The organism is Mycobacterium sp. 360MFTsu5.1, assembly GCF_000383495.1.
Lineage (GTDB): Bacteria > Actinomycetota > Actinomycetes > Mycobacteriales > Mycobacteriaceae > Mycobacterium > Mycobacterium mucogenicum_B.
In genome coordinates this window covers 107,333-129,077 of the sequence record NZ_KB911473.1, presented here as the reverse complement: position 1 = coordinate 129,077, position 21,745 = coordinate 107,333, and the positions used below count along the sequence as shown (strand labels likewise).

At 68.0% G+C, this 21,745-nt stretch carries 25 protein-coding genes and 1 tRNA gene; 11 read left to right on the top strand and 15 right to left on the bottom strand.

The window, feature by feature from the left end:
* Window positions 1–91 precede the first annotated feature (91 nt).
* Window positions 92–349 carry a hypothetical protein gene (locus H289_RS0125390; RefSeq protein ID WP_020103664.1) on the top strand — a complete coding sequence of 86 codons (258 nt, stop codon included), beginning with the start codon at window positions 92–94 and terminating at the stop codon, window positions 347–349.
* Window positions 350–413: 64 nt separating this feature from the next.
* Here the strand turns inward: H289_RS0125390 and H289_RS0125385 are convergent, their stop codons facing one another.
* From H289_RS0125385 to H289_RS0125360, 6 genes are all read right to left on the bottom strand, one after another.
* Complete coding sequence (locus H289_RS0125385; RefSeq protein ID WP_020103663.1) at window positions 414–1,079, bottom strand: GNAT family N-acetyltransferase; 666 nt, start codon at window positions 1,077–1,079, stop codon at window positions 414–416.
* A gap of 79 nt (window positions 1,080–1,158) precedes the next feature.
* A complete protein-coding gene (locus H289_RS0125380) occupies window positions 1,159–1,974 on the bottom strand; it encodes an SCO1664 family protein (protein WP_020103662.1) in 816 nt (271 codons plus the stop codon).
* Entirely contained in the window at window positions 1,961–2,554 is a 594-nt protein-coding gene (locus H289_RS0125375; protein WP_020103661.1) for a DUF3090 domain-containing protein, read from the bottom strand. The genes H289_RS0125380 and H289_RS0125375 overlap by 14 nt, the downstream gene beginning before the upstream one ends.
* 29 nt (window positions 2,555–2,583) lie before the next feature.
* The gene (locus H289_RS0125370; protein ID WP_020103660.1) at window positions 2,584–3,303 is read right to left on the bottom strand and encodes a histidine phosphatase family protein; all 720 of its coding nucleotides are present in this window, start codon (window positions 3,301–3,303) and stop codon (window positions 2,584–2,586) included.
* A 16-nt stretch (window positions 3,304–3,319) separates the two neighbouring features.
* A complete protein-coding gene (locus tag H289_RS0125365; protein WP_020103659.1) occupies window positions 3,320–4,150 on the bottom strand; it encodes an undecaprenyl-diphosphate phosphatase in 831 nt (276 codons plus the stop codon).
* Between the two features lie 53 nt (window positions 4,151–4,203).
* Window positions 4,204–4,515: a hypothetical protein gene (locus H289_RS0125360; RefSeq protein ID WP_029105734.1), complete on the bottom strand. Its 312-nt coding sequence runs from the start codon at window positions 4,513–4,515 to the stop codon at window positions 4,204–4,206.
* 128 nt (window positions 4,516–4,643) lie between these two features.
* On the opposite strand from H289_RS0125360, the gene H289_RS0125355 reads away from it, so the two are divergent.
* Genes H289_RS0125355 through H289_RS0125345 form a run of 3 tightly spaced genes read left to right on the top strand, consistent with a single transcriptional unit; the run spans window position 4,644 to window position 7,064 of the window.
* Complete coding sequence (locus H289_RS0125355; RefSeq protein ID WP_051128596.1) at window positions 4,644–5,696, top strand: YncE family protein; 1,053 nt, start codon at window positions 4,644–4,646, stop codon at window positions 5,694–5,696.
* Window positions 5,696–5,995 (top strand): DUF5703 family protein, encoded by a 300-nt coding sequence (locus H289_RS31355; RefSeq protein ID WP_051128595.1) that lies wholly within the window; start codon window positions 5,696–5,698, stop codon window positions 5,993–5,995. Before H289_RS0125355 ends, H289_RS31355 begins: the two co-directional genes overlap by 1 nt.
* A 10-nt stretch (window positions 5,996–6,005) precedes the next feature.
* Window positions 6,006–7,064 (top strand): quinone-dependent dihydroorotate dehydrogenase, encoded by a 1,059-nt coding sequence (locus H289_RS0125345; RefSeq protein WP_020103655.1) that lies wholly within the window; start codon window positions 6,006–6,008, stop codon window positions 7,062–7,064.
* On the opposite strand, the gene H289_RS31350 is transcribed toward H289_RS0125345, so the two are convergent.
* Window positions 6,989–8,065 (bottom strand): AraC family transcriptional regulator, encoded by a 1,077-nt coding sequence (locus H289_RS31350; protein WP_036421440.1) that lies wholly within the window; start codon window positions 8,063–8,065, stop codon window positions 6,989–6,991. The two genes, H289_RS0125345 and H289_RS31350, sit on opposite strands and share 76 nt — an antisense overlap.
* A 107-nt stretch (window positions 8,066–8,172) precedes the next feature.
* Between H289_RS31350 and H289_RS0125335 the strand changes: the two genes are divergently transcribed.
* Together H289_RS0125335 and H289_RS0125330 are read left to right on the top strand one after the other, a co-directional pair.
* A complete protein-coding gene (locus tag H289_RS0125335; RefSeq protein WP_020103653.1) occupies window positions 8,173–8,724 on the top strand; it encodes a 2,4'-dihydroxyacetophenone dioxygenase family protein in 552 nt (183 codons plus the stop codon).
* A 31-nt stretch (window positions 8,725–8,755) separates the two neighbouring features.
* Entirely contained in the window at window positions 8,756–10,225 is a 1,470-nt protein-coding gene (locus tag H289_RS0125330; protein WP_020103652.1) for a WS/DGAT/MGAT family O-acyltransferase, read from the top strand.
* Here the strand turns inward: H289_RS0125330 and H289_RS0125325 are convergent.
* The 3 genes from H289_RS0125325 to H289_RS0125315 all read right to left on the bottom strand — a co-directional run bounded on the left by H289_RS0125325 (window position 10,203) and on the right by H289_RS0125315 (window position 13,559).
* Window positions 10,203–11,558 (bottom strand): hypothetical protein, encoded by a 1,356-nt coding sequence (locus H289_RS0125325; RefSeq protein ID WP_020103651.1) that lies wholly within the window; start codon window positions 11,556–11,558, stop codon window positions 10,203–10,205. The genes H289_RS0125330 and H289_RS0125325 overlap by 23 nt on opposite strands.
* Before the next feature lie 119 nt (window positions 11,559–11,677).
* On the bottom strand, window positions 11,678–12,202 hold the full coding sequence (locus H289_RS0125320) for a YbhB/YbcL family Raf kinase inhibitor-like protein (protein WP_020103650.1): 525 nt from the start codon (window positions 12,200–12,202) through the stop codon (window positions 11,678–11,680).
* Between the two features lie 28 nt (window positions 12,203–12,230).
* The gene (locus tag H289_RS0125315; RefSeq protein WP_020103649.1) at window positions 12,231–13,559 is read right to left on the bottom strand and encodes a M20/M25/M40 family metallo-hydrolase; all 1,329 of its coding nucleotides are present in this window, start codon (window positions 13,557–13,559) and stop codon (window positions 12,231–12,233) included.
* Between the two features lie 74 nt (window positions 13,560–13,633).
* On the opposite strand from H289_RS0125315, the gene H289_RS0125310 reads away from it, so the two are divergent.
* Window positions 13,634–13,719, top strand: a tRNA-Leu gene (locus H289_RS0125310).
* An 83-nt stretch (window positions 13,720–13,802) separates the two neighbouring features.
* On the opposite strand, the gene H289_RS0125305 is transcribed toward H289_RS0125310, so the two are convergent.
* From H289_RS0125305 to H289_RS0125290, 4 genes are all read right to left on the bottom strand, one after another.
* Window positions 13,803–15,254 (bottom strand): LLM class flavin-dependent oxidoreductase, encoded by a 1,452-nt coding sequence (locus H289_RS0125305; RefSeq protein ID WP_020103648.1) that lies wholly within the window; start codon window positions 15,252–15,254, stop codon window positions 13,803–13,805.
* Window positions 15,255–15,344: 90 nt separating this feature from the next.
* Window positions 15,345–16,082, bottom strand: coding sequence for an SDR family oxidoreductase (locus H289_RS0125300; protein WP_020103647.1), 738 nt, complete (start codon window positions 16,080–16,082; stop codon window positions 15,345–15,347).
* A gap of 110 nt (window positions 16,083–16,192) precedes the next feature.
* On the bottom strand, window positions 16,193–16,651 hold the full coding sequence (locus H289_RS31345) for a hypothetical protein (RefSeq protein ID WP_141772150.1): 459 nt from the start codon (window positions 16,649–16,651) through the stop codon (window positions 16,193–16,195).
* Window positions 16,652–16,663: 12 nt separating this feature from the next.
* The gene (locus tag H289_RS0125290) at window positions 16,664–17,158 is read right to left on the bottom strand and encodes a hypothetical protein (RefSeq protein WP_155944260.1); all 495 of its coding nucleotides are present in this window, start codon (window positions 17,156–17,158) and stop codon (window positions 16,664–16,666) included.
* A 161-nt stretch (window positions 17,159–17,319) separates the two neighbouring features.
* Between H289_RS0125290 and H289_RS0125285 the strand changes: the two genes are divergently transcribed.
* From H289_RS0125285 to H289_RS0125270, 4 genes are all read left to right on the top strand, one after another.
* Window positions 17,320–18,660 (top strand): FAD-dependent oxidoreductase, encoded by a 1,341-nt coding sequence (locus H289_RS0125285; RefSeq protein ID WP_020103644.1) that lies wholly within the window; start codon window positions 17,320–17,322, stop codon window positions 18,658–18,660.
* A 49-nt stretch (window positions 18,661–18,709) separates the two neighbouring features.
* Window positions 18,710–19,291, top strand: coding sequence for a TetR/AcrR family transcriptional regulator (locus H289_RS0125280; RefSeq protein ID WP_029105731.1), 582 nt, complete (start codon window positions 18,710–18,712; stop codon window positions 19,289–19,291).
* A 29-nt stretch (window positions 19,292–19,320) separates the two neighbouring features.
* Window positions 19,321–20,715, top strand: coding sequence for a glycoside hydrolase family 1 protein (locus tag H289_RS0125275; protein WP_020103642.1), 1,395 nt, complete (start codon window positions 19,321–19,323; stop codon window positions 20,713–20,715).
* 73 nt (window positions 20,716–20,788) lie between these two features.
* A complete protein-coding gene (locus tag H289_RS0125270) occupies window positions 20,789–21,142 on the top strand; it encodes a heme-binding protein (protein ID WP_020103641.1) in 354 nt (117 codons plus the stop codon).
* Between the two features lie 19 nt (window positions 21,143–21,161).
* On the opposite strand, the gene H289_RS0125265 is transcribed toward H289_RS0125270, so the two are convergent.
* Window positions 21,162–21,743, bottom strand: a complete 582-nt coding sequence (locus H289_RS0125265; RefSeq protein ID WP_020103640.1) for a nucleoside deaminase — start codon at window positions 21,741–21,743, stop codon at window positions 21,162–21,164.
* Window positions 21,744–21,745: the final 2 nt, after the last annotated feature.

Below are 21,745 nucleotides of genomic sequence, written 5' to 3'. Positions count from 1 at the left end.
GGCACGTTGCAGGCTGCTGGCAGGTCCTGCCGAAATAGGCCTCATAACATTTCGAACAACTATTTACCGAGTAGTCATTAAGGAGGACGTCATGAAGGTGGCGAAGACATTCGGATTCGTGGGCATCGCCGCAGCAGTGACGATGGGCGTACTCGGCGTGACCAACGCACCTGCGCCGGACAACACGCCCGTCGCCTCGTCGGGTCACGGTTCGAGTTCCGGCGAATACACCCAGCCGACGGTCGCCGATATCAACATGGGCGCGACCGCCACTCCGACGACGCCCAGCAGCGTCGAGCCCGTCACTGTCGCTTCCCCGCCAGTGAAGGCCAAGCCGTACTCCGGCTGAGCCACCCACAGGCACGAAAAGGGCTCCGGGAGATTCCCGGAGCCCTTTTCCGTTGCGGCACAGCCTAACTCGGGGTGGCTCCCGGAGCGCGGACGACCATGGGCACGGCCGGGAAGTACGACGCCATCTCCGACCGCGACCGGCGCAGCGCCGCGGTGCCGTAGCCACGGTGGCGGTATTCCGGGTGGACCCAGATCCGGACGTTGACCTCGCCGCCGACCAGTTCACCGAACACCATGCCGACCTTGGCGCCGTCTTCCTCGGCGACGAACCACACCGCTTCCTCGGCGTTGACGCGGCCGAGAGCGGCCTTGATCTCGTCGTCCAGGTCGCCGGCAGCACGGCCCGAGCCGTCACCGGAAGCACCGACATCGGCGGTGCGGGTGGCGAAGATGTCGCGGTCGTCGGCACCGGAGAACGGGCGCAGCGACAGGTTGTCCCCGAAGCTGGCGGGGCGGTCTTTCACCGTGAAAGACAGCTGGCTGTTCAGGTCTTCGAGCTCGTCGGCGATGCGCTTGCGGGCGTCCTTGGTCAGCAGATCGAAGGACATCGCCATGACCTGCTCGCCGCCGGCATGCGAGGTGCCGAGCAGCGTGGCGATGGCATCAACGGCGGCGGCCTTGTTGTCGGCTTCGACGATGACGTCCAGCACCTCGTGCCGGCGGTCCAGTGCTTTCTGGAGGGCATCGGTGATCTCGCGGCGGGCTGCGGCCTTGTCGTGGTCGGTCATGCCGACGAGCCTAGAGCACTACCGATCGGTAGGGCTGCCGAAATCACTACGCAAATCGCTACCTGTGTGCAAACTGCGATCAAAAGGCCGGCCACGGGATCGGCCGGTGCCGATCCGGGCTGGGCATGATCGGATTGTCAAGCAGCTCAACAACTCTCGCCTGCAACGCGGCGATCTCGTGCCGGGTGAGGTGCGGTGCCAGCGTCGCGGCGAGGCCGTCGCGCAGGGTGTCCCGCAATACGGCGACCGCACCAAGCACGTCGTCGTCGATCGGTTTTCCGGCCCAACCCCACAGCACGGTCCGCAGCTTGTCCTCGGCATGCAGGCTCACGCCGTGGTCGACGCCGTACACCTGGCCGTCGGCGCCGGCCAGCACGTGCCCGCCCTTGCGGTCGGCGTTGTTGATCAGCACGTCGAACACCGCGAGCCGGTGCAACCGGGCGTCGTCGGCGTGCACCAGCACCACTTCGTCACCCTTGTGGTCGTAGGCCCGCAGGATCGGCAGGTACCCCGCCGGCACCCGGCCGGCGGGAACGAGATCGACGAGTTCCGGTCCGGGCGGGGGCTCGGTCTCACTGAGCGCGTCGCCGGGCTGGTCGACCCAGCGCTGCACCATGCCCGGGCCCGCCGGTCCGTCACGAATAATGGTGTGCGGCACCAGGTCCCAGCCCAGGGCGGCAGACACCAGGTAGGCCGCCAGCTCCCGTCCGGCCAAAGTGCCATCGGGGAAGTCCCACAGCGGCGCCTCCCCGGAGATCGGCTTGTACACGCAATGCAGCAGGGCGCCGTCGAGCTCGGCCTCGCACAGGAACGTCGCGTTGCTGGCCGACCTGATGCGCCCGAGCGCCGTCAGCGCACCGCGCTGCAGAACCTGCTGCGCGTCAGGAGGCGTCATCCGGCTCATCACCGTCGGCATCCAGCATGCCGCGCCGATATCCGTTGGTGCGCACGCAGATATGGCCCTCAGGGTCGAGCGGCTCCTCGCACAGCGGGCACGGCGGCCGGCCGGCGGAGATCACCCGGTTCGAGCGGTTCGCGAAGTCGCGGGCCGACTGCGGACTCAGGAACACCCGCACGGCGTCGGGGCCTTCCTCGGCGTCGTCGAGCACGACGGAGGCGTCGAACTCCGAGTCGGTGACGGCCAGCAGTTCCACCACGACGGTCTGCGCTTCGGAGTCCCAGCCGAGACCCATGGTGCCGACCCGGAATTCGGCGTCCACGGGCATGACGAGCGGGTTGAGGTCGGTCACCTCGCCGGTGTCGGGCGGGATCGGCGTACCGAACCGGCGGTTGATCTCGACCAGCAGCGCGGAGATGCGTTCGGCCAGGACCGCGACTTGCTGCTTCTCCAGCATGACCGAGACGACCCGCTGCTCGTGCACGGCCTGCAGGTAGAACGTCCGGTTACCAGGCTGCCCAACGGTCCCGGCCACGAAGCGGTCGGGAGATCGGAAGACGTGAATTGCGCGAGCCATGGCACCTTTCAAAATACCGGTTCACCGGTCTAATCGGTCGAGCCGCCGACGGTTGCGTCGTGTGTCGGGACGGCATCGTCGGGCTTGCCGGCTTCGTCGGATTTGGGCTGCTCGGGCTGCGGGCGCAGCGACGAGCTGAGATCCGTGCCGGTGTGGTTGACGTGCAGGACGAACGGCCGGTGCGGCGTGTAGCGGATGACGCTCATCGAGGCCGGGTCGGCGACGATCCGCTGGAACCCGTCGAGGTGGACGCCGAGAGCGTCGGCCAGGACCGCCTTGATGACGTCGCCGTGGGTGCAGGCGATCCACAGCGTGTCGCCGTCGTGTTCCTGCGCCAGCGCACGGTCGATCTCGCGGACCGCCGCGACGGCGCGGGACTGCACCTGTGCCAGCCCCTCACCGTCCGGGAACACCGCTGCGCTGGGCTGCTGCTGGATGACGGGCCACAGCGGTTCTTTGACCAGTTCGGCGATCTTGCGGCCGGTCCAGCCGCCGTAGTCGACCTCGGTCAGCCGGTCGTCGACGCGCGGTTCGATACCGAGCGCCGCGGCCAGTGGGGCGACGGTGTTCTGGCAGCGCAGCAGCGGCGACCGGACGATGGCCTTGACCGGCAGTTCGCCGATTCGGGCGACGACCCCCTCGGCCTGGGCGCGGCCCTTGTCGTCGAGGTCGACGCCCTCGGACCGGCCGGCCAGGGTGTGCGCGGTGTTGGACGTCGAGCGCCCGTGCCGCAGCAGGATGACGGTCATCTGGTCCCCTCGAGTGTCACTGTGCGGCCACCACCCCGGTACCGAGCAGCGCCAGCACCGTCACGCCGAGCACGACGCGGTAGCCGACGAACCAGTACATGCTGTGCCGCACCAGGAATTTCAGGAACCAGGACACCGCGGCGTAGCCGACCACGAACGCGATCGCGATGGCGACGGCCAGCTGCGCGCCGGTGGCGCTCATGCCTTCGGTGACGGGCTTGAAGGCGTCGGGCAGCGAGAACAGCCCGGAGGCCAGCACCGCCGGGATGGCGAGCAGGAAGCCGAAGCGCGCCGCCAGCTCACGGTTCATGCCGAGGAACAGGCCGGCGCTGATCGTCGCGCCGGAGCGCGACACTCCCGGCACCAGCGCCAGGCACTGCGCCAGGCCGACGATGACGCTGTCCTTCCACGTCAGCTGCTCGACGTCGCGGGTCTGCTTGCCGACGTACTCGGCGAGGGCGATGACTGCGGAGAAGACGATCATCGCGGTGGCGATGACCCAGAGATTGCGGGCGCCGGAACGGATCTGGTCTTTGAAGAGCAGTCCCAGCACGCAGATCGGAATGGTGCCGATGATGACCCACCAACCCAGCCAGTAGTCGGCGGTGCGGCGGGCGGCGTCGGTCAGCCCACCGAACCAGGCGGTGAGGATGCGCCAGATGTCCTTGGCGAAATAGATCAGCACCGCGGCTTCGGTCCCCAGCTGGGTGACCGCGGTGAACGAAGCGCCGGCGTCCCCGGCGAAGAAGAGGCGGGAGGCGATGGCGAGATGGCCCGACGACGACACCGGCAGAAATTCGGTGAGCCCCTGCAGGACAGCCAGCACGATCGTCTGCCACCAGCTCATGGCTGCCACGTCAGTCACGCCGACGACCGTACCGTGAGCGGCGGACGCAGGCGTTAGTGGTTGCGCTGCACCGGTTGTGCGTCGGCGACGGCGTCACGGACGGCGGCGGCCAGACTGCGCTCGTCGTGCACGTCGACGTGCGCCAGGCTTCGCGAGGACACCGCGACGACGTCCTCTTCCTGCGGCACCGGCCCGGACAGACGCGGGCGGTAAATCTCCACAATCAGCACGCGCTTGTCGTCCAGGCGAAACGAAAAACTCCGACCGTCGCCAACTTGGCCAAACCCGCTGGCCCGCAGACCTGTGGAAAGGTCTTCGATAGCAAAATTACCGTTGGCCAGATCGCCGTCGGTGGCAATGCTCATGCCTCCGACCATACCCCTCCGGTACGTGACGTACCCGCCGGAAGCAGATAATTGACGCCAATATATTTGCCTAAGCTTGTAATTACGGATCCCCCGCCGTTCGCCGAACCGAAAGACAGCCTGTGTCAATGGATCACCATCCCATTAATTGTCGGCTGCGTGAATATGGGGCGAACATAACAAGATTCGCGACGGCCGCGCTGGCCATCGGCGCGTTGGCGGCCTGCTCGTCGCATCCGGCCGAGACGCCGCCGCCCACCATCTCCCCCGCCCGTGCCGCGGTATCGCCTGCGGTCACCGCCGCCCCCGACGGCGTCGTCCACCTCCTTCCCGGCCCTGGCACGGGCGCCAGCTTCGACGCGGCGACATCGTCGCTCGTGGTGCTCGGCACCGACGGCACCGGGCGTCCGGTGGTGACGGTCCCCGGCACTCCGCCGGTGGTGCTGCCGACGGCCGCGACGGGTGTGACGGGCGACGGCGCGGGCACGGCGTTCCTGTCCACCCGTGGCGGCTACCTGCGGTTCGACATCGGCAAGCGTGCGGTGCAAGCCGTCGCGGTGGACGGCCAGTCGGGCACCGACTTCACCTCGATCGCCCGGCGGACCGACGGGAAACTGGCGCTGGGGACGGCCGACGGCGCGGTGCTGATCGTCGACGGCAGCGCCGTGCGGTCCCGGATGAAGGCCTTCGCCCGCGTGGACGGGCTTGCCGCGCAAGGCAATACCGTCGTGGTCCTGGACCGCGGGCAGACGTCCGTGACCGAGGTGAACGCCGACGGCACCGACGTCGCCCAGGCGCTGCGCGCCGGTGAGGGCGCCACCACGCTGGCCGCCGACCCCGCCGGTCGCGTGCTGGTGGCCGACACCCGCGGCGACGGCCTGCTGGTCTTCGGGACGACGCCGCTCATGCTTCGCCAGCAGGCGCCGGTGCGGGGCGCGCCGTACGGCATCGTCGGATCGTCGAAACTCGCCTGGGTTTCACAGACCGCGACAAACAGCGTGGTTGGTTACGATCTTTCGACTGGTATCCCTGTCGAGAAAGTCCGATATCGCACCGTGCAGCAGCCCGACGTCCTGTCCTTCGACGATCGCACCGGCACCTTGTTCGTGGTGTCGGGGTCGGGCGCCGGGGTCCAGGTGATCGCGAACGCCGCCGCGGGGCCGGGGTCGGGCGGCCACTGATGCAGCGGGGGCGGATGCCGGCAGCGTGGGCGGAGGACTTGTCCGACGACTACGAATGGATTCCGCTCCGGTTGCCCCCGGAGGTGACCAGGCTGACGGCATCCACCCGATTGTCGATCGAGGCCGAATATCGCGGGTGGGAACTGACCCGGGTGCGCCTCTACACCGACGGTTCGCGCCGCGTGCTGCTGCGCCGCCGCAAGATCAGGGCGAGCGAAGCGACGGGAAATGGTTCCAGGGCGGGCGAAGCTCCGGAACAGCTGCCCGATAGGTTGGCGCCCGAACAGCCGTCGATGTGAGGAGCCGTTGATGTATCGCGCCCTGCGCTGGGTGTTCTTCCTGGTGTCTCCGGAACGGATCCATACCTGGGTGTTCGCGCTACTGCGTGTCGCGACCGGGTTGGCCGTCAGCCGGCGGCTGCTGGCGAAGTGGCTCGCCCCGTCGGACCCGGTGCTGGAGACGACGGTGTTCGGCGTGACGTTCCCGGGCCCGGTGGGCCTGGCGGCCGGCTTCGACAAGAACGGCAGCGGCATCAACGCTTGGGGCCCACTGGGTTTCGGCTACGCCGAGGTGGGCACCGTGACGGCGCAGGCGCAGCCGGGTAATCCGGCGCCGCGGCTGTTCCGGCTGCCCGAGGACCGCGCCCTGCTGAACCGCATGGGCTTCAACAACCATGGGGCCGGCGAGCTCGCCATCCGGCTGACCCGCAGCCAGTCCACCGTGCCGATCGGCGTGAACATCGGCAAGACCAAGGTCACCCCGCCCGAGCGTGCCGTCGACGACTACGCCGAGAGCGCCCGGCTGTGCGGGCCGCTCGCCGATTTCGTGGTGGTGAATGTCAGCTCGCCGAACACGCCCGGGCTGCGTGACCTGCAGGCCGTGGCGTCGCTGCGGCCCATCCTGGCCGCCGTGCGCGCCGAGACCACCAAGCCCGTGCTGGTGAAGATCGCGCCCGACCTGTCCGATGACGACGTCGACGAAATCGCCGACCTGGCCGTCGAATTGGGGCTGGCGGGCATCGTCGCGACCAACACCACGATTTCCCGCGAAGGGCTGCGGACCCCCGGCGTGGCCGAGCTCGGTGCCGGTGGCGTGTCCGGCGCCCCGGTGGCCGCGCGGTCGCTCGAGATCCTGCGGCGGCTGCACAAGCGCGTCGGCGATCAGCTGGTGCTGATCAGCGTCGGCGGCATCGAGACCGCCGACGACGCCTGGGAGCGCATCCTCGCCGGTGCCTCGCTGGTGCAGGGCTACACCGGCTTCATCTACGGCGGTGGCCTGTGGGCCAAGCACATTCACGACGGCGTGGCGGCGAAGCTCAAGGCCGGCGGGTTCGCGTCGCTGGCCGACGCGGTTGGTTCGGGAGCCTGATCGCGCACGGCTGAGCGCCGATGCGCTGACGCCGAGGTGCCGAACCAGCGTTGGCTCGATCGCGACAGCACGCTCTGCTCGCTGTAGCCGAGCAACCCCGCCAGCTGTCCCAACGGGATGTCGGTGCTGCGGAGATAGCGGTCGGCCTCCTCGCGGCGCACCTGGTCGACGAGTGCGGCAAACGACGTGGCCTGCGTCTCCAGTTGCCGCTGCAGGGTGCGCGGATGCACCGCAAGATGCTGCGCGACCAGGTCGAGGGTCAGGCCCCCGGTGGGCAGCATCCGGCGGATCAGCAGCCGCACCGGTTCGGCGATCTGCGAATCGGCCGGTACCGCGATCGTGTTCAGGTAGTCCCGCACGACGTCGTGCACCGCGGCGTCGGCCGCCAGCGGCCGGGCAAGCACCGACCTCGGGAAGCGAAAACCGTTGTCGGGCTGAGCAAAACGCACCGGGCACCCGAAATACTCGGCGTAGTTCTGCGGGCTGGTCAGCGGTTCGTGTCGGAAGTGCACCGCCGCCGGCGTGAAGTCGGGACCTGTCAGCAGCCGGAACACCCGCAGCGAGACGCCGAGGGCTAGCTCGGCCGCCTGCCGGTGCGCGATGGAGCGGGGTACCGCGAGGCGCCAGTCGAACCGGGCATGGCGTGCCGCCGGCTGCGCGTCGATGGTCGCCGTCAGAGCCGGGCTGTAAACGGACATGTACTGGTCAATGGCCTCGAACGCGGCACCGACGGTCGCCGCGGTCCGGGCGGCGATCCCAACCGGGCCGAGGATATCCAGGCCCTGGCGCAGCGCCAGCTGCCTGCCGAAGTCGGGCGTCGCCGTCATCGTGGCCGCAGTCTCCAGCGTGGTGACGACGCTGCGGTAGTTGATGAAGCTGTCCTGGTCACCGACCGCCTCGATCGGAATGTGGCTCAGGGCGAGCAGGGGCGCGGGGTCTTCACCGAGTTCCCGGACGAGTTCCAGGAAGCCCTGCAACGACGTGCCGCGCACAAATGGCATGTCGTCTACTGTCAAGAAATTGTCATTTGATGTCAAGTATTGGACTCCGGCGCACCGCAGAATCGATGCATACCAACCGAAGCCACCCGACATCGAAAGGCCCGAAAATGACCGCCATCGCCTCCCCCGAAATGGTCACCACCCGCAGCGGCGCTCCTCTTCCGCTGGTCGCGCTGCCGCAGGGTGAACTGCTGAGCGTCAACCTCGCCGAGACCTCGCTGCTGAAGGACGCCCTCGGCCCGGGCATGAGCTTCCACCCCCTGCGACTGGACACCGAGCGTGGCGAGTACGTCATCCTCGCCAGGATGGCCCCGGGCGTCGGCCTGCAAATCCACTACCACACCGGACCCGCGCAGGTGTACACCATGCAGGGCTGCTGGCTTTACCGCGAATACCCCGACCAGCCCCAGACGGCCGGCTCCTACCTCTACGAACCCGGCGGCTCCGTCCACACCTTCTACACGCCTGAGGACAACACCGAGGACACCGTCGCGCTCATCTGGGTCGACGGCGCGAATGTCAACTTCAACGAGGACGGCACGTTCCACTCGATCCTCGACGCGGTGTCCCTGCACTACCTGACCGAGACAGTGTCCGCAGCTCAAGGCACCAAACCCGTCTTCGTCCACGGTGGCGCCGCCGGCGTCGCCAAATCCTGATCCACAAGCCGAGACCCTGAAAGGACCGGCCATGACCTTCCGGAAATTGACCAGCCTCGATGCCCAGTTCCTGGCGATGGAGGACGGGCGCGCACACGGCCACGTCAGCGTGCTGAGCACCTACGCGCCGTACACCGCAGACGGCCGCCGGCTGACCGCCGAGGTGATCCGGGACCTCGTGGCCGAGCGGTTGCCGCTCCTGCCGCCGTTCCGCTGGCGACTCGTCAGGGTGCCATTCGACCTCGACCACCCGTACTGGGTCGACGCAGACGACGTCGATGTCACCTATCACGTACAGGAATCCGCGCTGTGGGCACCGGGTGACGATCGCCGGCTCGCCGACCACGTCGCCGAGATCATCGCGAGGCCCCTGGATCGGTCACGGCCGTTGTGGGAGATCCACGTGATCAGCGGACTGGCCGACGACTCCGTGGCACTGCTGATCAAGATGCACCACGCCGCGGTCGACGGCGTCTCGGGCGCCGAGGTGCTGCGGGTGCTGCTCGATGACACCGTAGAAGGACAGCCAGTGGTGGCTCCCCACAGCGTGGAACCGCAGCACCGGCCGTCCCAGGCCGAACTTCTCGGCCGCGGGTTGACCAACATGTGCCGATACCCCGCACGGTCCATTCGCGCCGCGGTGCGTGCGCTGCCTCACCTCGACGAGGTGCCCACGCTGCGAGGTGTGCCCGGCGTCAGCACGGTGGCGCGGCACAGCCGGTCCGCCAAGGCGATCCTGGAGCGCACGAACACAGCCGAAGGCACCGAACTCGTCGCACCGCGCACGCGGTTCCAGACCGCGATCTCGCCGCGCCGAAGTGTGGCGTTCGGTTCGGTGTCACTGGCTGAGGTGAAAGCCGTCAAGGATCACTTCGGATGCAGCATCAACGACGTCGTGATGGCGATGTGCGCGTCGGGGTTGCGGTCGTGGTTGGCCGACGAAGGCGAACTGCCGGACGGACCACTGCTGTCGTTCGTGCCCGTGTCCGTCCGCACCCCTGAGCAAACCGGCACGTTCGGTAACCGGGTCACGGTCATGATGGCCGAACTGCCGACCGATGAGGCCGATCCCGTCGAGCGGCTACACCGGGCGCAGGCCACCATGACCGCAGCGAAACTGCGTCACCAGGCACTGCCGGCGTCCCTGTTGGAAGACGCCAACGACCTCATCCCGCCGGCGCTGTTCGCCCGCGCCACCGGCACGGCGTTGCGCCACGGGGCAGCGTTCCTGCAGCCGGCCGTGAACGCCGCGATCTCCAACGTGCCCGGTTCCCCCACGACGCTGTACTGCGCAGGCGCCGAACAGCTTTCGCAGTTTCCGATCTCCGGCGTACTGCACGGAGTCGGGCTGAACATCACGGTGTTCAGCTACCGCCAAGAGCTGTCGATCGGCATCGTCGTCGACCGCGATCAACTCGACGACCCGTGGCCGTTGCTCGACGCGGTGCGCGCCTCCCTGTCAGACCTGACTGCGGCGATCAGTAGACGACCGTCGGCGTGACGCCGAGTTCGTCCAGGGTCTGCTGCACGTGGTCGCGCAGGACGGCCTTGGTGTTCTCGGCACCGACCTGGTACCCGACGATGCCCAGGGTGACCTTGCCGTTGTGACGTAGGGCCGTCACCACGAGTAGACCACCGGGCTGCTCGATGTCCGCCTTCTTCACGTTCTGCTCGACGCCCCAGCAGTTCACGAAATCGGCCTGGTGCGTCCCGTCGATGCGGCCGACCAGCTCCGGTACGTCACCCACGTTGGAGCAGGTGACCGGTAGCTCGCCGAGCACCATGGCCGCGGTGTGACGGACCGCGCGCCGTGGGATGAACGGCGTCAGCGGCAGCAGCTGGAAGGACTCGTCCGGCTCCTCCCGGGCCCGGCGCAGGGCGGCGCGGATCTCGCCGCGGAGTTCGGTCAGGTCCGTCGTCGCCAGTGCGGGGTCGACGGTGAACGTCGTGAACGTCATCGCGTTGGCCCGGGTGTCTTCGAAGGACGTGCGGTCGTTGATGGCGACCATCAACGAGATGGCGCCGTCCCGCGCACGCTGGCGACCCATCCGCACACCGAGGCGCGTGGCGAACGCCGAGACCAGCGAATAACTGTTGCCGCCGAGCTCGGCGGCGCGCGCGTCGAAATGGCCGATGTCGATGTTGGCGGAGGCGAACGGCACGTGCACGATCTCGTCGCCGCCCGTCGCATCCACTGTCGCCGGCGCTGCCGTCATCTCACCGCGTCGCTGGTAGGCGAGCTTGGCGGCCACGGCGATCGTGCGGCGCACTTCGGGCAGGTCCCGCAGCGTCTGGCGCAGGTCGGAACGGATCGCCTGCCACCGGCTGCGCGAGTGCGGCTGCCCGTAACCGAGATCGCGTTCGTTGCCGAGGACCGCGTCCATGAACGCGACGACCGATCCGGTGCCGTCGATGAGGCAGTGCGACAACACCATCGCGACCGCCGTCGAGCCGTCGGTGAAGGGCTGCACGCCGAGATGCCAGCCCGGCCCATGCTCCGGATCAATCGGGATGCGTGACCGCGCCTCCAGCCAGTCGCTCAGTTCGGAACGCGGACAAGCTGTTTCGGCAATGTCGATCGGGCGTGGGGCGCCCGTTGCGGCCACCCAGCGATGCCGGCCGAACGGGACCGGCGACCGCTCGATATACCGCGCCACCAAGCCCTTGCCGAAGTTCTCGTTGAAGCGGCGCAACCCGTCGAGATCCACCGGGCCCTCGTAGAACCACAGCGCCATGCCGACCTGGACCCGCCCGCTGGCCCGGTACGACAGGAAGGTCGCCTGGTCGATGTAGTCGAGGCGGTCCTGATCCGTCGGTGCCGCGCGCTTACTCACCGGCGCAGATGTGGACAAAGCGGATGGCCCCCTCGCTTCAGGCTCGGTGAGCGTCGCTGCCACCGACCTCGGTCTGATGGTAGGTCGGGCCGCGAGCAGTCGCGACCCGACCGGCCGGGCTACTTCTGCTCGTACGTGCCGTGGACGACGGCCCGCGCGATCGCCTGCATGAACAGGTTGAAGCCCAGGAACGCCGGGGTGGCGTCCTCGGGGATGTCGAGCTTCTCGACGGGCAGCGCGTGCACCGCGATGTAGTACCGGTGCGGGCCGTGGCCGGCCGGCGGGGCGGCGCCCAAGAAGCGCTTGAGGCTCGCGTCGTTGGCCAGGGTGATAGCGCCGCCGGGCAGCGCGTCGCCGTTGCCCGCGTCCTCGGGCAGCTCGGTGACGTCGGCGGGCAGGTTGGCGACGGCCCAGTGCCAGAAGCCCGACGCGGTCGGGGCGTCGGGGTCGTAGACGGTGACGGCGAAGCTGCGCGTCTCGGCCGGGAAGCCCGACCAGCTCAGCTGCGGCGAGACGTCTTCTCCCCCGGCGCCGAAGATGCCACTGACCTGGGCGTTGGCCAGCGGGCCGCCGTCGGTCAGCGACGTCGAGGTCAGGGTGAAGGTCGGCAGCTGCGGCAGGTTGTCATACGGCGAAGCGGTCATGATGTCCTTTCGATGGCGGGCAGAGCTGTCAGCAGTGCGTCAGGAAGTGTTCGAGGACCTTGGCGCCGAACTGTAGTGCGTCCACAGGGACGCGCTCGTCGACCCCGTGGAACAGCGCGGCGAAATCCAGCTCGGGCGGCAGCCGCAGCGGGGCGAAGCCGAAGCACCGGATGCCCAGGCGGACAAACGCTTTCGCGTCGGTGCCGCCCGACATCATGTAGGGCACCGTGCGGGCGTCGGGGTCGACGGCCAGGATCGCGGCGTTCATCGCGTCGACGAGGTCGCCGTCGAAGGTGGTCTCCACGCTCGGCAGGTCCCGCTCCCAGGTGCGGGTGATGTTGGGGCCGAGCAGCGCGTCGAGTTCACGCTCGAAGGCCTCCTTGCGCCCCGGCAGGACACGGCAGTCGACCATGGCCTCGGCGGTGGCCGGAATGACGTTGGCCTTGTAGCCGGCCTTGAGCATCGTGGGGTTCGCGGTGTCACGCAGAGTGGCGCCGACGATGCGCGCGATGCCACCCAGCTTGGCGATGCTGCCTTCCAGGTCCGGCGAGGTCGGGTCGAGGTCGTAGCCGGTCTCTTCCGACACCGCGGCCAGGAACTGCTCGACCGACTCGGACAGGACCAGGGGGAACTGGTGCCGGCCCAGTTTGGCGACGGCTTCGGCGATCTCGGTGACGGCGTTGTCGTCGTGCACCATCGAGCCGTGCCCGGCCCGGCCGCGGGCCGTCAGCCGCATCCAGGACAGGCCCTTCTCGGCCGTCTCGATGAGGTACAGGCGGCGTTCGCCGCCCGCCTTGGTCGGGACCGTCAGCGAGAAGCCGCCGACCTCGCCGATGGCCTCGGTGATGCCGTCGAACAGGTCGGGCCGGTGGTCGACGAGCCACTGGCAGCCGTAGGTGCCGCCGTGCTCCTCGTCGGAGACGAAAGCGAACACCAGCTCTCTCGGCGGCACGATGTTGTTGCGTTTCAGATGCCGCGCGACGGCGATCATCATGCCGCACATGTCCTTCATGTCGACCGCGCCGCGGCCCCACACGTAGCCGTCCTTCACCGCGCCGGAGAACGGGTGCACGCTCCAGTCGGCGGGCTCGGCGGGGACGACGTCGAGGTGGCCGTGGATCAGCAGCGCGCCGCGGTTGGGGTCGGCGCCGGGCAGCCGCGTGAAGACGTTGCCGCGGCCGGGCGCCGTTTCGACATACTCCGTTTCGTACCCCACCTCTTCGAGCTGAGTGGCCACCCAGCGGGCACATTCGGCCTCGCCATTTGTGGTCTCCGGCTCCCCGGTATTGGACGTATCGAACCGGATGAGCGAGCTGACGAGCTCAACGACTTCGTCTTCGGGCGCAGTCACAGTCACATTCGTACCACCTCGGTTTTGGACTGAGCACCTCGATCCGTTAGCCTAAGCTGCCCGGCCAGACGGCAGGGCAGGTCCGAGTGGCGGAATGGCAGACGCGCTAGCTTGAGGTGCTAGTGCCCTATTAACGGGCGTGGGGGTTCAAGTCCCCCCTCGGACACACTGAGCGGCTCAGCCGCGATCACACACCAGCGACAGAAACCCCGGCCTTTGGGCCGGGGTTTCTTCGTCTCGGCTGACCACTCAGCGGCCGCGCGCCGGTTGCGCCGCGGTCGATCCCGACGACGACGGCAGCGTGGACGGACGATCGATGATCGTCGACGACGGCCCACCGACCCGGTATCGCGCGCCGCGGTGCTCCTGCGGCAGCCTGTCGCCATTGCCGAGCAGCTTGTGCCGCAACGACCCCGGCTGGTAATCCGCCTGGTAGGCACCCCGTTCGGTCAGCACCGGAACCACGTGCTCGATCACGTCGGCGAAGGAACCGGGGGTGATGGCGTAGGCGAGGTTGAAACCGTCGACATCGGTCTCGGCGACCCACTCCTGCAAGGTGTCGGCCACCGTGGCGCCCGAGCCGACGATCCGCGGACCCATGCCGCCGATCTCGCCCCACTCGGCGATGTCCCGGACCGTCCACTCCCGGCCGTCGGGATCGGCCGACTGGAACGCCTTGACCGCGGACAGGATGGCATTCGAGTCGACGTTGCCGATCGGCTCGTCCAACCCGTAGCGGGCCAGGTCCACACCCATCCACCCGGACATGAACACCAGCGCGCCTTCCGGGTCACCATAGGAGAGCAACTCGCGGTGCTTGGCGTGCGCCTCGGCGTCGGTGGCCGCGGTGATCACCGTCGACAGATTGAAAATCTTGGCCGAGTACGGATCCCGGCCTGCCAATTCCAGCTCCCGGCGAATCGTTGAAACCGTCTCGGCCAGAATGGCTTTGGTCGGTGCCGCGGTGAAGATCGCCTCGGCGTTCTCGGCGGCGAACCGTACCCCGCGCGGCGACGAGCCGGCCTGGTAGATCACCGGGGTCCGCTGCGGCGACGGCTCGGCGAGGTGCACTCCCGGCACACTGAAATGCGTTCCGGAGTGCCCGATGTGGTGCACCTTGTCGGGGTCGGTGAACACCCCGCGCTCGCGGTCGCGGACCACCGCGTCGTCCTCCCAGGAGCCCTCCCACAACTTGTAGAGCACCTCGAGATATTCGTCGGCGTGGTCGTACCGGGCGTCGTGGGCCGGCTGGTCGGTCTGGCCCATGTTGCGCGCCGCCGCGGGCAGATAACCGGTGACCACATTCCAGCCGATCCGCCCCTTGGTCAGGTGATCCAGGGTCGATATCCGGCGAGCGAAGGGATACGGGTGCTCGAACCCGGTGCCGGTGGTGATGCCGAAGCCCAGATGCTCGGTGACCAGCGCCATCGCCGATACCAACAACAGCGGGTCGCCCACCGGAATCTGCGCGGCCTGCCGGATGGCGGCCTCGTCGCTGGCTCCGTAGACGTCGTAGGTACCGAGCACATCGGCGATGAACAGGCCGTCAAACCTGCCGCGCTCCAACAACTTCGCCAGTTCGGTCCAGTACTCCAGGTCCTTGTAACGCCAGGACTGATCCTCTGGATGCCGCCACAGCCCGGGCGACTGATGAGCGACGCAGTTCATGTCGAAGGCGTTGAAGCGAATTTGTCGGGTCACTACTCCACCGTGCACACATCTCGCGCATCAGACACCGATTGCACTCAGCACGAACATTTTTCGCGGCGCCGGCCGGGGTGGCGAGCCGCGTCAACGCAAGCTGTACCCGCCGTCGGGATAGATCGTGGAACCCGTCGTCGCGCCGTTGAGGAACAGATGAACGACGGCGGCCGCGACCTCGTCCTCCCGCGCCAGTTTCCCGGTGGTCGAGGCGTCGACAAAATGGGCGAACGCCGCGTCCCGCACGGCCTGGGGCCGCTGATTCCACAGGTTGCCGTCCACGGTGCCGGGCGAGATCGCGTTCACCCGTACCGGCGCGAGTTCAACGGCCAAGCCGCGGGCCAATCCCTCGATGGCGGCGTTGGCTGCGACGTAGGCGGGCGCCGCCCCGGCCGGCCGCACGCTAGCCGCCCCGGCCATCAGGACGACGGACGCATCGGCGGTCAGCACCGGCAGCGCGGCCTTGACGACGCGGTACTGACCCCAGAACTTCGAGTCGAAGGGCGACGCGGCGTCGGTCAGCGAGAGTTCGCGCATCGATCCGGTGACGTAGGTGGCCGCGGTGGTGAAGAGGGCATCGACGGCGTCGAGCCGGGCGAACAGAGCGTCTATGGTGCGCTCGTCGGCGGTGTCGACGACCTGCCATGTCGCCGCCGGGCCAAGATCGGCAGCGGCTTTCTCGAGCACCCCGGCGCGGCGCCCGCCCAGCACCACCGCACCCGCACCCGACACCACCAATCTGGCCACCGCGAAACCGATTCCGGACCCGCCGCCGATGAGGACGACCGTGCGATCCGCGAATGCGTCGCCGGCAAGGAAACTCTTCATGGCGCCGACACAATCGTCTGCACCCGGCACCGTCAATCGATTCGATCAGTTTGACTCGCTTGGCATGGTTTCGTGATGTGGTGGAACCCGTTGCGACTCAGGGCCGTACGTCAGATGCCGTCGACGTAATCGCCCGTGCAGATGTTGTAGTGCCCCGCCGGGTTGAACGACTCTCCGTAACCGGGGAAGTACCACTTCGCCGCCTGGTACATCAGCTGGCCGTCGCAGTAACCGAGGTTGTAGGCCACGATCGTCGCCGATTCCTTGACCGACTGCGAGACACTGACGACGCCCGGCGGCATGCCGTACGACGTGCCCGTCCCGGTGGCCCGTTCCCCACCCCAGGACGACCACGTGATGCCCCAGATATCGCCTGTCGGGTCGCCGCCGTTGAAGACCCGCGCGGGTTGCACCGTGCCGTAGCCGCGCGCACTCGGGTTCCAGGCACGGCCGAGCGTCGGTTGCGGGTCGGCCCGCACGGCGGGCGTGCCGGACGTCGAGCACGCGGCCACGGCCATGGTGGTCGCGATGGCCGCGGCGATCTGCGCCGCGAACTTCTTCGTTGTCATCGGCTTCATGGATCAGCCCAGCTCATAGGAATCGCGTGACACTCGGAAAAAGTGTGCGGTGGTGGAATCGCTACACGTCACTCCCGTGGGTTCGCTGTCGCAGGTGATGGAGCCCACCACCCGCTTCTGGCCATAGCCGAGAGTCGGTGCGCCGTCCGGAAATTCGTGATCCGAATGCCAGTCGCCCCCGATGGGCGCGCGGCCCACGTCAAGAATGAACCGGTTCCCCTTCCCGCCCATCGTGTAACCCGCGGGACGCGCGATGAACCACGTGTAGTCCTTGATCTCGCACATGGCACCGCCCGCGCTCATCTTGCAACCGACGTTCCCCGATGGGGAGCGAAAGTCATAGGTGTCGTCGGCATGCACGGTTGCCGCCAGGCCGATCGTCGCCGCGACCGCCGTGGTCGCGATCAGCGCCAGCTTCATCATCGTCGTGGACTGTCCCTTCTCGGAATGGCGCATGACGGGCGCCGTTCGCCGTCGACGGCCGCCGTGGCCGGTCACTCACCAAGGGTGCGACTGACGCCTTGGCGGTTTCTTGGTGCGCGAGCGCCACCCTCCGAACAGGGTGCTGTGAGGAGCATCTCCGATGCCGCCATGACGTAGGCCTTGCGGTACCCACGTACCAATTTAGGCTTGCCTTACCTAATTGATGGAGGTGCTGAGTGCGTGACATCCGCGTGGCGGTGATCGGGGCAGGTCCGGCCGGAATCTATGCGTCCGACATCCTGGTCGACGAATACCCGCAGGCCAGGGTCGATCTGTTCGATCGCCTGCCGGCCCCGTACGGGCTGGTCCGGTACGGCGTGGCACCTGATCATCCCCGGATCAAGGAGATCATCAAGGCGCTCCGGCGAGTGCTCTCACGCGACGAGATCCGCTTCATCGGCAACGTGCACTATGGCACCGATGTGAAACTGTCCGATCTGCGTCGCCACTACGACGCCGTCGTCTTCGCCACCGGGGCCCGCGCGGACCGCCCGCTGGACATCCCCGGCATCGAACTGCCCGGCAGCTACGGCGCCGCCGATTTCGTGTCCTGGTATGACGGCCACCCCGACGTGCCACGAACCTGGCCGCTGGAGGCCAAGAGTGTTGCGGTGCTCGGCGCAGGCAATGTGGCGCTCGACATCGCCCGGATGCTGGCCAAGCCCGCCGATGAACAGTTGAGCACCGAGATCGCCGGTAATGTGTACCAAGGCCTTTCACTGAATCAGGCCACCGATGTGCATGTCTTCGCCCGGCGCGGCCCGGCCCAGATCAAGTTCTCGCCGATGGAATTCCGCGAGCTGTCCCACTCCCCCAGCGTCGACGTGATCGTGCACCCGGAGGGCTTCGAGATCGACGAGGCCAGCCAGCAGGCCATCAACACCAACAAGTCCACCAAGCTCGTCGTCAACACCATGATGCGATACCTCGACGTCGAACCCACCGGCGCGCCGCACCGCATCCACATTCATCTGTGCCAATCCCCCGTCGCGGTGCTCGGCACCCACCGCGTCGAAGGACTGCGGACCGAACGCACCGAGCTGATCGGCGACGGAACCGCCCGGGGCACCGGCGAATTCACCGATTGGCCGGTGCAGGCCGTCTACCGCGCGGTCGGTTACCTGTCGTCACATCTGGCCGATCTGCCGTTCGACCACCACGCCGGCGTGGTCCCCCACGACGCCGGCCGGGTCCTGGACCTCGATGGCGAGCTGATCGAGGGCACCTACGTCACCGGCTGGATCAAACGCGGGCCGATCGGACTCATCGGGCACACCAAATCCGATGCGTCCGAGACGATCACCAGTCTGCTGGCCGATCTGCCGGGACTGCGCGCACCGGAGATCGGCGAACCCGATGCCATCCTGGAGCATCTGGCCGGCAACGGCATCGACTACACCACGTGGGCGGAATGGGAACGCCTCGACGCCCACGAGATGGCCCTCGGCGCGCAGCAGGGCCGCGAGCGGGTCAAGGTGGTGCCCCGCGCCGACATGATCAGCGCCGGCCGGCGGTAGGGAGCCGACTCCGGACACTTCCAGCCGCGGTTGTCGCTAGCCTCACGTCATGCCAACTGTGGGGCGGTATGCCAAGGGCGAGGCCAAGCGCGCGGAGATCAAGGCCGTCGCACTCGCGGTGCTGGAACGCGACGGCGAGGCCGGTGCGTCGATGCGCGTGATCGCCAATGAGGCGAACATCAGCCTGGCGGGCCTGATGCACTACTTCCCCACGCGTGACGTCCTCCTGACCGAGTTGCATCGCGACGCCGATGCGAAATTCGAAGAACGGTACCGAAATTCGGGCGTCGACATAGATCCGGGCGAGGCCATGGCGCAGGCGATGGTGGACAAGGCCGCCAAACCCGGATCGGGGACGGTCTATCTGTCCCTGGCTGCGGCCGCCGCCGTCGATCCGTCCCATCCGGCCGCGGATTACCTGCGCCACCGATACGAGAGCATGCGCGCGACCATCAGCGACTACGTCCGCCGCCGGCAGGCGTCCGGCGCGGTCCCCGCGCACGTCGACGCCGATTTCGCCGCCACCGCGCTGATCGCCGCGGCGGACGGGATTCAGATCCAGTGGATGTCCGATCGATCGATCGACATGGGCGCTCACGTGCGCGCAGTGTGGGGCGCATTACTGTCCTGACCAAAACAGTGCAGTGTATGGTTTTTGGTATGAAGTGGAACCGGGTTGTCGTGGCGTCGGCCGTTGCCCTCTCGCTGGGCCTCTCCGCCTGCGGCGCGAAGCAGGACGCAAAGCAAGAGCGGACGGACAGCAGTTCGTCGTGGAATCGCAACTTCTACTGGGGTACCGCAACGGCCGGTTACCAGGTGGAAGGCGACGCTCCCGACAGCAACTGGCGCCGGTACGTCGACCGGACGGCCGGCAAGCCCGTCCCACCCGGCGCCGACGTCCTGAGCGCAGCTCCGGTGGAGCCCTACAAGCAGGCCGACGACTTCCGGCACCGCTACAAGGAGGACATTGCCAACGCGCATGCCATGGGCGTCAACACTTTTCGCTTCGGGGTCGAATGGGCGCGGGTGATGCCGCAGCCCGGCAAGTGGGACGAAAAAGAACTGGCCTACTACGACGACGTGGTCGCGACGCTGCTCGCCAACGGCATGACGCCGATGATCACGCTGATGCACTGGGTCTACCCCGGCTGGATCGCCGACCGCGGCGGCTTCCTCAACAATGTCGCCGCGTTCGAGGACTTCGCCAAGGCGATCACCAAACGCTATGCGGGGCAGGGCGTGCTGTGGGTGAGCATCAACGAGCCACTGGCCTTCGGCGCGATGGAACTGCGCACCGGCGCCATCAAACCTGACCAGTTCGGCACGTTCCTCGACCGCGTCGCCGACGCCCACCGCGCCGTCTACCGCGCCGCCCACGACGCCGACCCCAAGGCCAAGGTCACCACCAACGAGGCCTACATTCCGCCGGAAGTGTTGGCGCAGTTCAGCGGATTCGGCGTCAAGGGAATCGAGGGGTCGTTCTTCGACCGGGTCCGGGACAGCCTCGACTACCTCGGCTTCGACTACTACACCGGTACGGCCGCGGACAATCCCGCGTCGGCGCAGAGCATGGCGGCGCGGTGGAACATCAAGCTGCAGCCCGAGGACATCTACTACGTTGCGCGTCACTACGCCCAGCGGTATCCCGGCCTGCCCATCTATGTCGTCGAGAACGGCATGGTCACCGACAACGCGAAACCGCGCACCGACGGCGTGACGCGATCGCAGTACCTCAGCGACACCGTGTTCTGGCTGCAGCGCGCGAAAGCCGACGGCATCCCGATCATCGGCTACAACTACTGGTCCCTCATCGACAACTACGAGTGGGGCAGCTACCAGCCACGCTTCGGCCTGTATTCGGTTGACGCCCTAGGCGATCCCGCGCTGCGTCGCGTGCCGACCGACGCCGTGCAGACCTACACACAGATCACCCGCGACGGCGGTACGCCGCCGGCATACCGGCCCGTGATCCCTGCGGCGAAGTGCTCGACGACCGTCGGCAAGGACAGCTGTGCGCCGCTGGATGTGAACGGGCCGACGGTCGCACTGCGCTGAGTTGGGTCCCAACACGCGGGCCGAATTCCACGCAATGCCCCCGAGATCGCCGGGTTTCCAGCAGGATCACGGTATGAAACTGACTGCCATGCTCGCGCTCGCCGGGTTCGCCTCGCTCACGATCGCCATCCCCAACGCGACCGCAGCGCCGTGTACCGCCAGCGGACTGGCCAGCACCGCGGGCTCGGTCCTGGCCCAGGCCGGGGCCTACCTCGACGCCCACCCGGGCGCCAACGAAGCCCTGACCAACGCGAGCTCGTCAGGCGACGCGGAAGGCGCCGTCCGGGCGTACTTCACCGCTCATCCCGGCGAGTTCTTCGACCTGAAGAACATCGCGCGGCCCCTGACGACGCTGCGCGGTCAGTGCGGCGGCATGTCGGTCTCACCGGCTCAGATGTCTGCGTTGTTCGACGCGCTGTCGTCGTGAGGCGCCGCGGCCAGGGACGTCAGCGCCAGTAGCCCTGATGTGCTTGTGCCGCTTCGTCTTCCAATAGTGGCCCGATGACGGTGATCGGGCGGTAGCCGTGCAGCAGGATGTCGCGGCACGGCAGTGCGTAGCCCGCGTCATTGGGGTCGCCGCCGGTGAATTGGAGCAGCCGGGTGTTGGACATGCCGTACACCACCCGGCCGATGCCGCTCCAGAAGGCGCCGCCCGCACACATCGTGCACGGCTCGGTGCTGGCGTACAGCGTCGCCGGCTTCATGCCGTCGTCGCCGAGCGCGCGCCACGCGCTGCGGACGGTGACCATCTCGGCGTGGTCGGTCGGATCACCGCCGTCGACCGACGACGTGTTGCCGTGCGCGGCCACCACATTGCCGGCGGCATCGGCAACCAGGGCGCCGTAGGGGGCGCCGCCGGCCTCGCGCGCCTGCTCGGCCAGCACGAATGTGCGCCGGAGGTGGGCCAGGTCTTGCGGGCCGGGATCGGGCTGGGCGTGGGCCTGACCCGCGGCGCCGGCGGCCGCCGCCGACGCGCCGAGGGCGATCCCGGCGCCGCGCAGCACGGTCCGCCTGTTCAGGTTCTGCATGA

Bases quoted from the DNA above. Each gene is read 5' to 3' on its own strand.
- H289_RS0125390 (WP_020103664.1), top strand. From the start codon at position 92: ATGAAGGTGGCGAAGACATTCGGATTCGTGGGCATCGCCGCAGCAGTG.
- H289_RS0125385 (WP_020103663.1), bottom strand. From the start codon at position 1,079: ATGACCGACCACGACAAGGCCGCAGCCCGCCGCGAGATCACCGATGCC.
- H289_RS0125380 (WP_020103662.1), bottom strand. From the start codon at position 1,974: ATGACGCCTCCTGACGCGCAGCAGGTTCTGCAGCGCGGTGCGCTGACG.
- H289_RS0125375 (WP_020103661.1), bottom strand. From the start codon at position 2,554: ATGGCTCGCGCAATTCACGTCTTCCGATCTCCCGACCGCTTCGTGGCC.
- H289_RS0125370 (WP_020103660.1), bottom strand. From the start codon at position 3,303: ATGACCGTCATCCTGCTGCGGCACGGGCGCTCGACGTCCAACACCGCG.
- H289_RS0125365 (WP_020103659.1), bottom strand. From the start codon at position 4,150: ATGAGCTGGTGGCAGACGATCGTGCTGGCTGTCCTGCAGGGGCTCACC.
- H289_RS0125360 (WP_029105734.1), bottom strand. From the start codon at position 4,515: ATGAGCATTGCCACCGACGGCGATCTGGCCAACGGTAATTTTGCTATC.
- H289_RS0125355 (WP_051128596.1), top strand. From the start codon at position 4,644: ATGGATCACCATCCCATTAATTGTCGGCTGCGTGAATATGGGGCGAAC.
- H289_RS31355 (WP_051128595.1), top strand. From the start codon at position 5,696: ATGCAGCGGGGGCGGATGCCGGCAGCGTGGGCGGAGGACTTGTCCGAC.
- H289_RS0125345 (WP_020103655.1), top strand. From the start codon at position 6,006: ATGTATCGCGCCCTGCGCTGGGTGTTCTTCCTGGTGTCTCCGGAACGG.
- H289_RS31350 (WP_036421440.1), bottom strand. From the start codon at position 8,065: ATGCCATTTGTGCGCGGCACGTCGTTGCAGGGCTTCCTGGAACTCGTC.
- H289_RS0125335 (WP_020103653.1), top strand. From the start codon at position 8,173: ATGACCGCCATCGCCTCCCCCGAAATGGTCACCACCCGCAGCGGCGCT.
- H289_RS0125330 (WP_020103652.1), top strand. From the start codon at position 8,756: ATGACCTTCCGGAAATTGACCAGCCTCGATGCCCAGTTCCTGGCGATG.
- H289_RS0125320 (WP_020103650.1), bottom strand. From the start codon at position 12,202: ATGACCGCTTCGCCGTATGACAACCTGCCGCAGCTGCCGACCTTCACC.
- H289_RS0125300 (WP_020103647.1), bottom strand. From the start codon at position 16,082: ATGAAGAGTTTCCTTGCCGGCGACGCATTCGCGGATCGCACGGTCGTC.
- H289_RS31345 (WP_141772150.1), bottom strand. From the start codon at position 16,651: ATGACAACGAAGAAGTTCGCGGCGCAGATCGCCGCGGCCATCGCGACC.
- H289_RS0125280 (WP_029105731.1), top strand. From the start codon at position 18,710: ATGCCAACTGTGGGGCGGTATGCCAAGGGCGAGGCCAAGCGCGCGGAG.
- H289_RS0125275 (WP_020103642.1), top strand. From the start codon at position 19,321: ATGAAGTGGAACCGGGTTGTCGTGGCGTCGGCCGTTGCCCTCTCGCTG.
- H289_RS0125270 (WP_020103641.1), top strand. From the start codon at position 20,789: ATGAAACTGACTGCCATGCTCGCGCTCGCCGGGTTCGCCTCGCTCACG.
- H289_RS0125265 (WP_020103640.1), bottom strand. From the start codon at position 21,743: ATGCAGAACCTGAACAGGCGGACCGTGCTGCGCGGCGCCGGGATCGCC.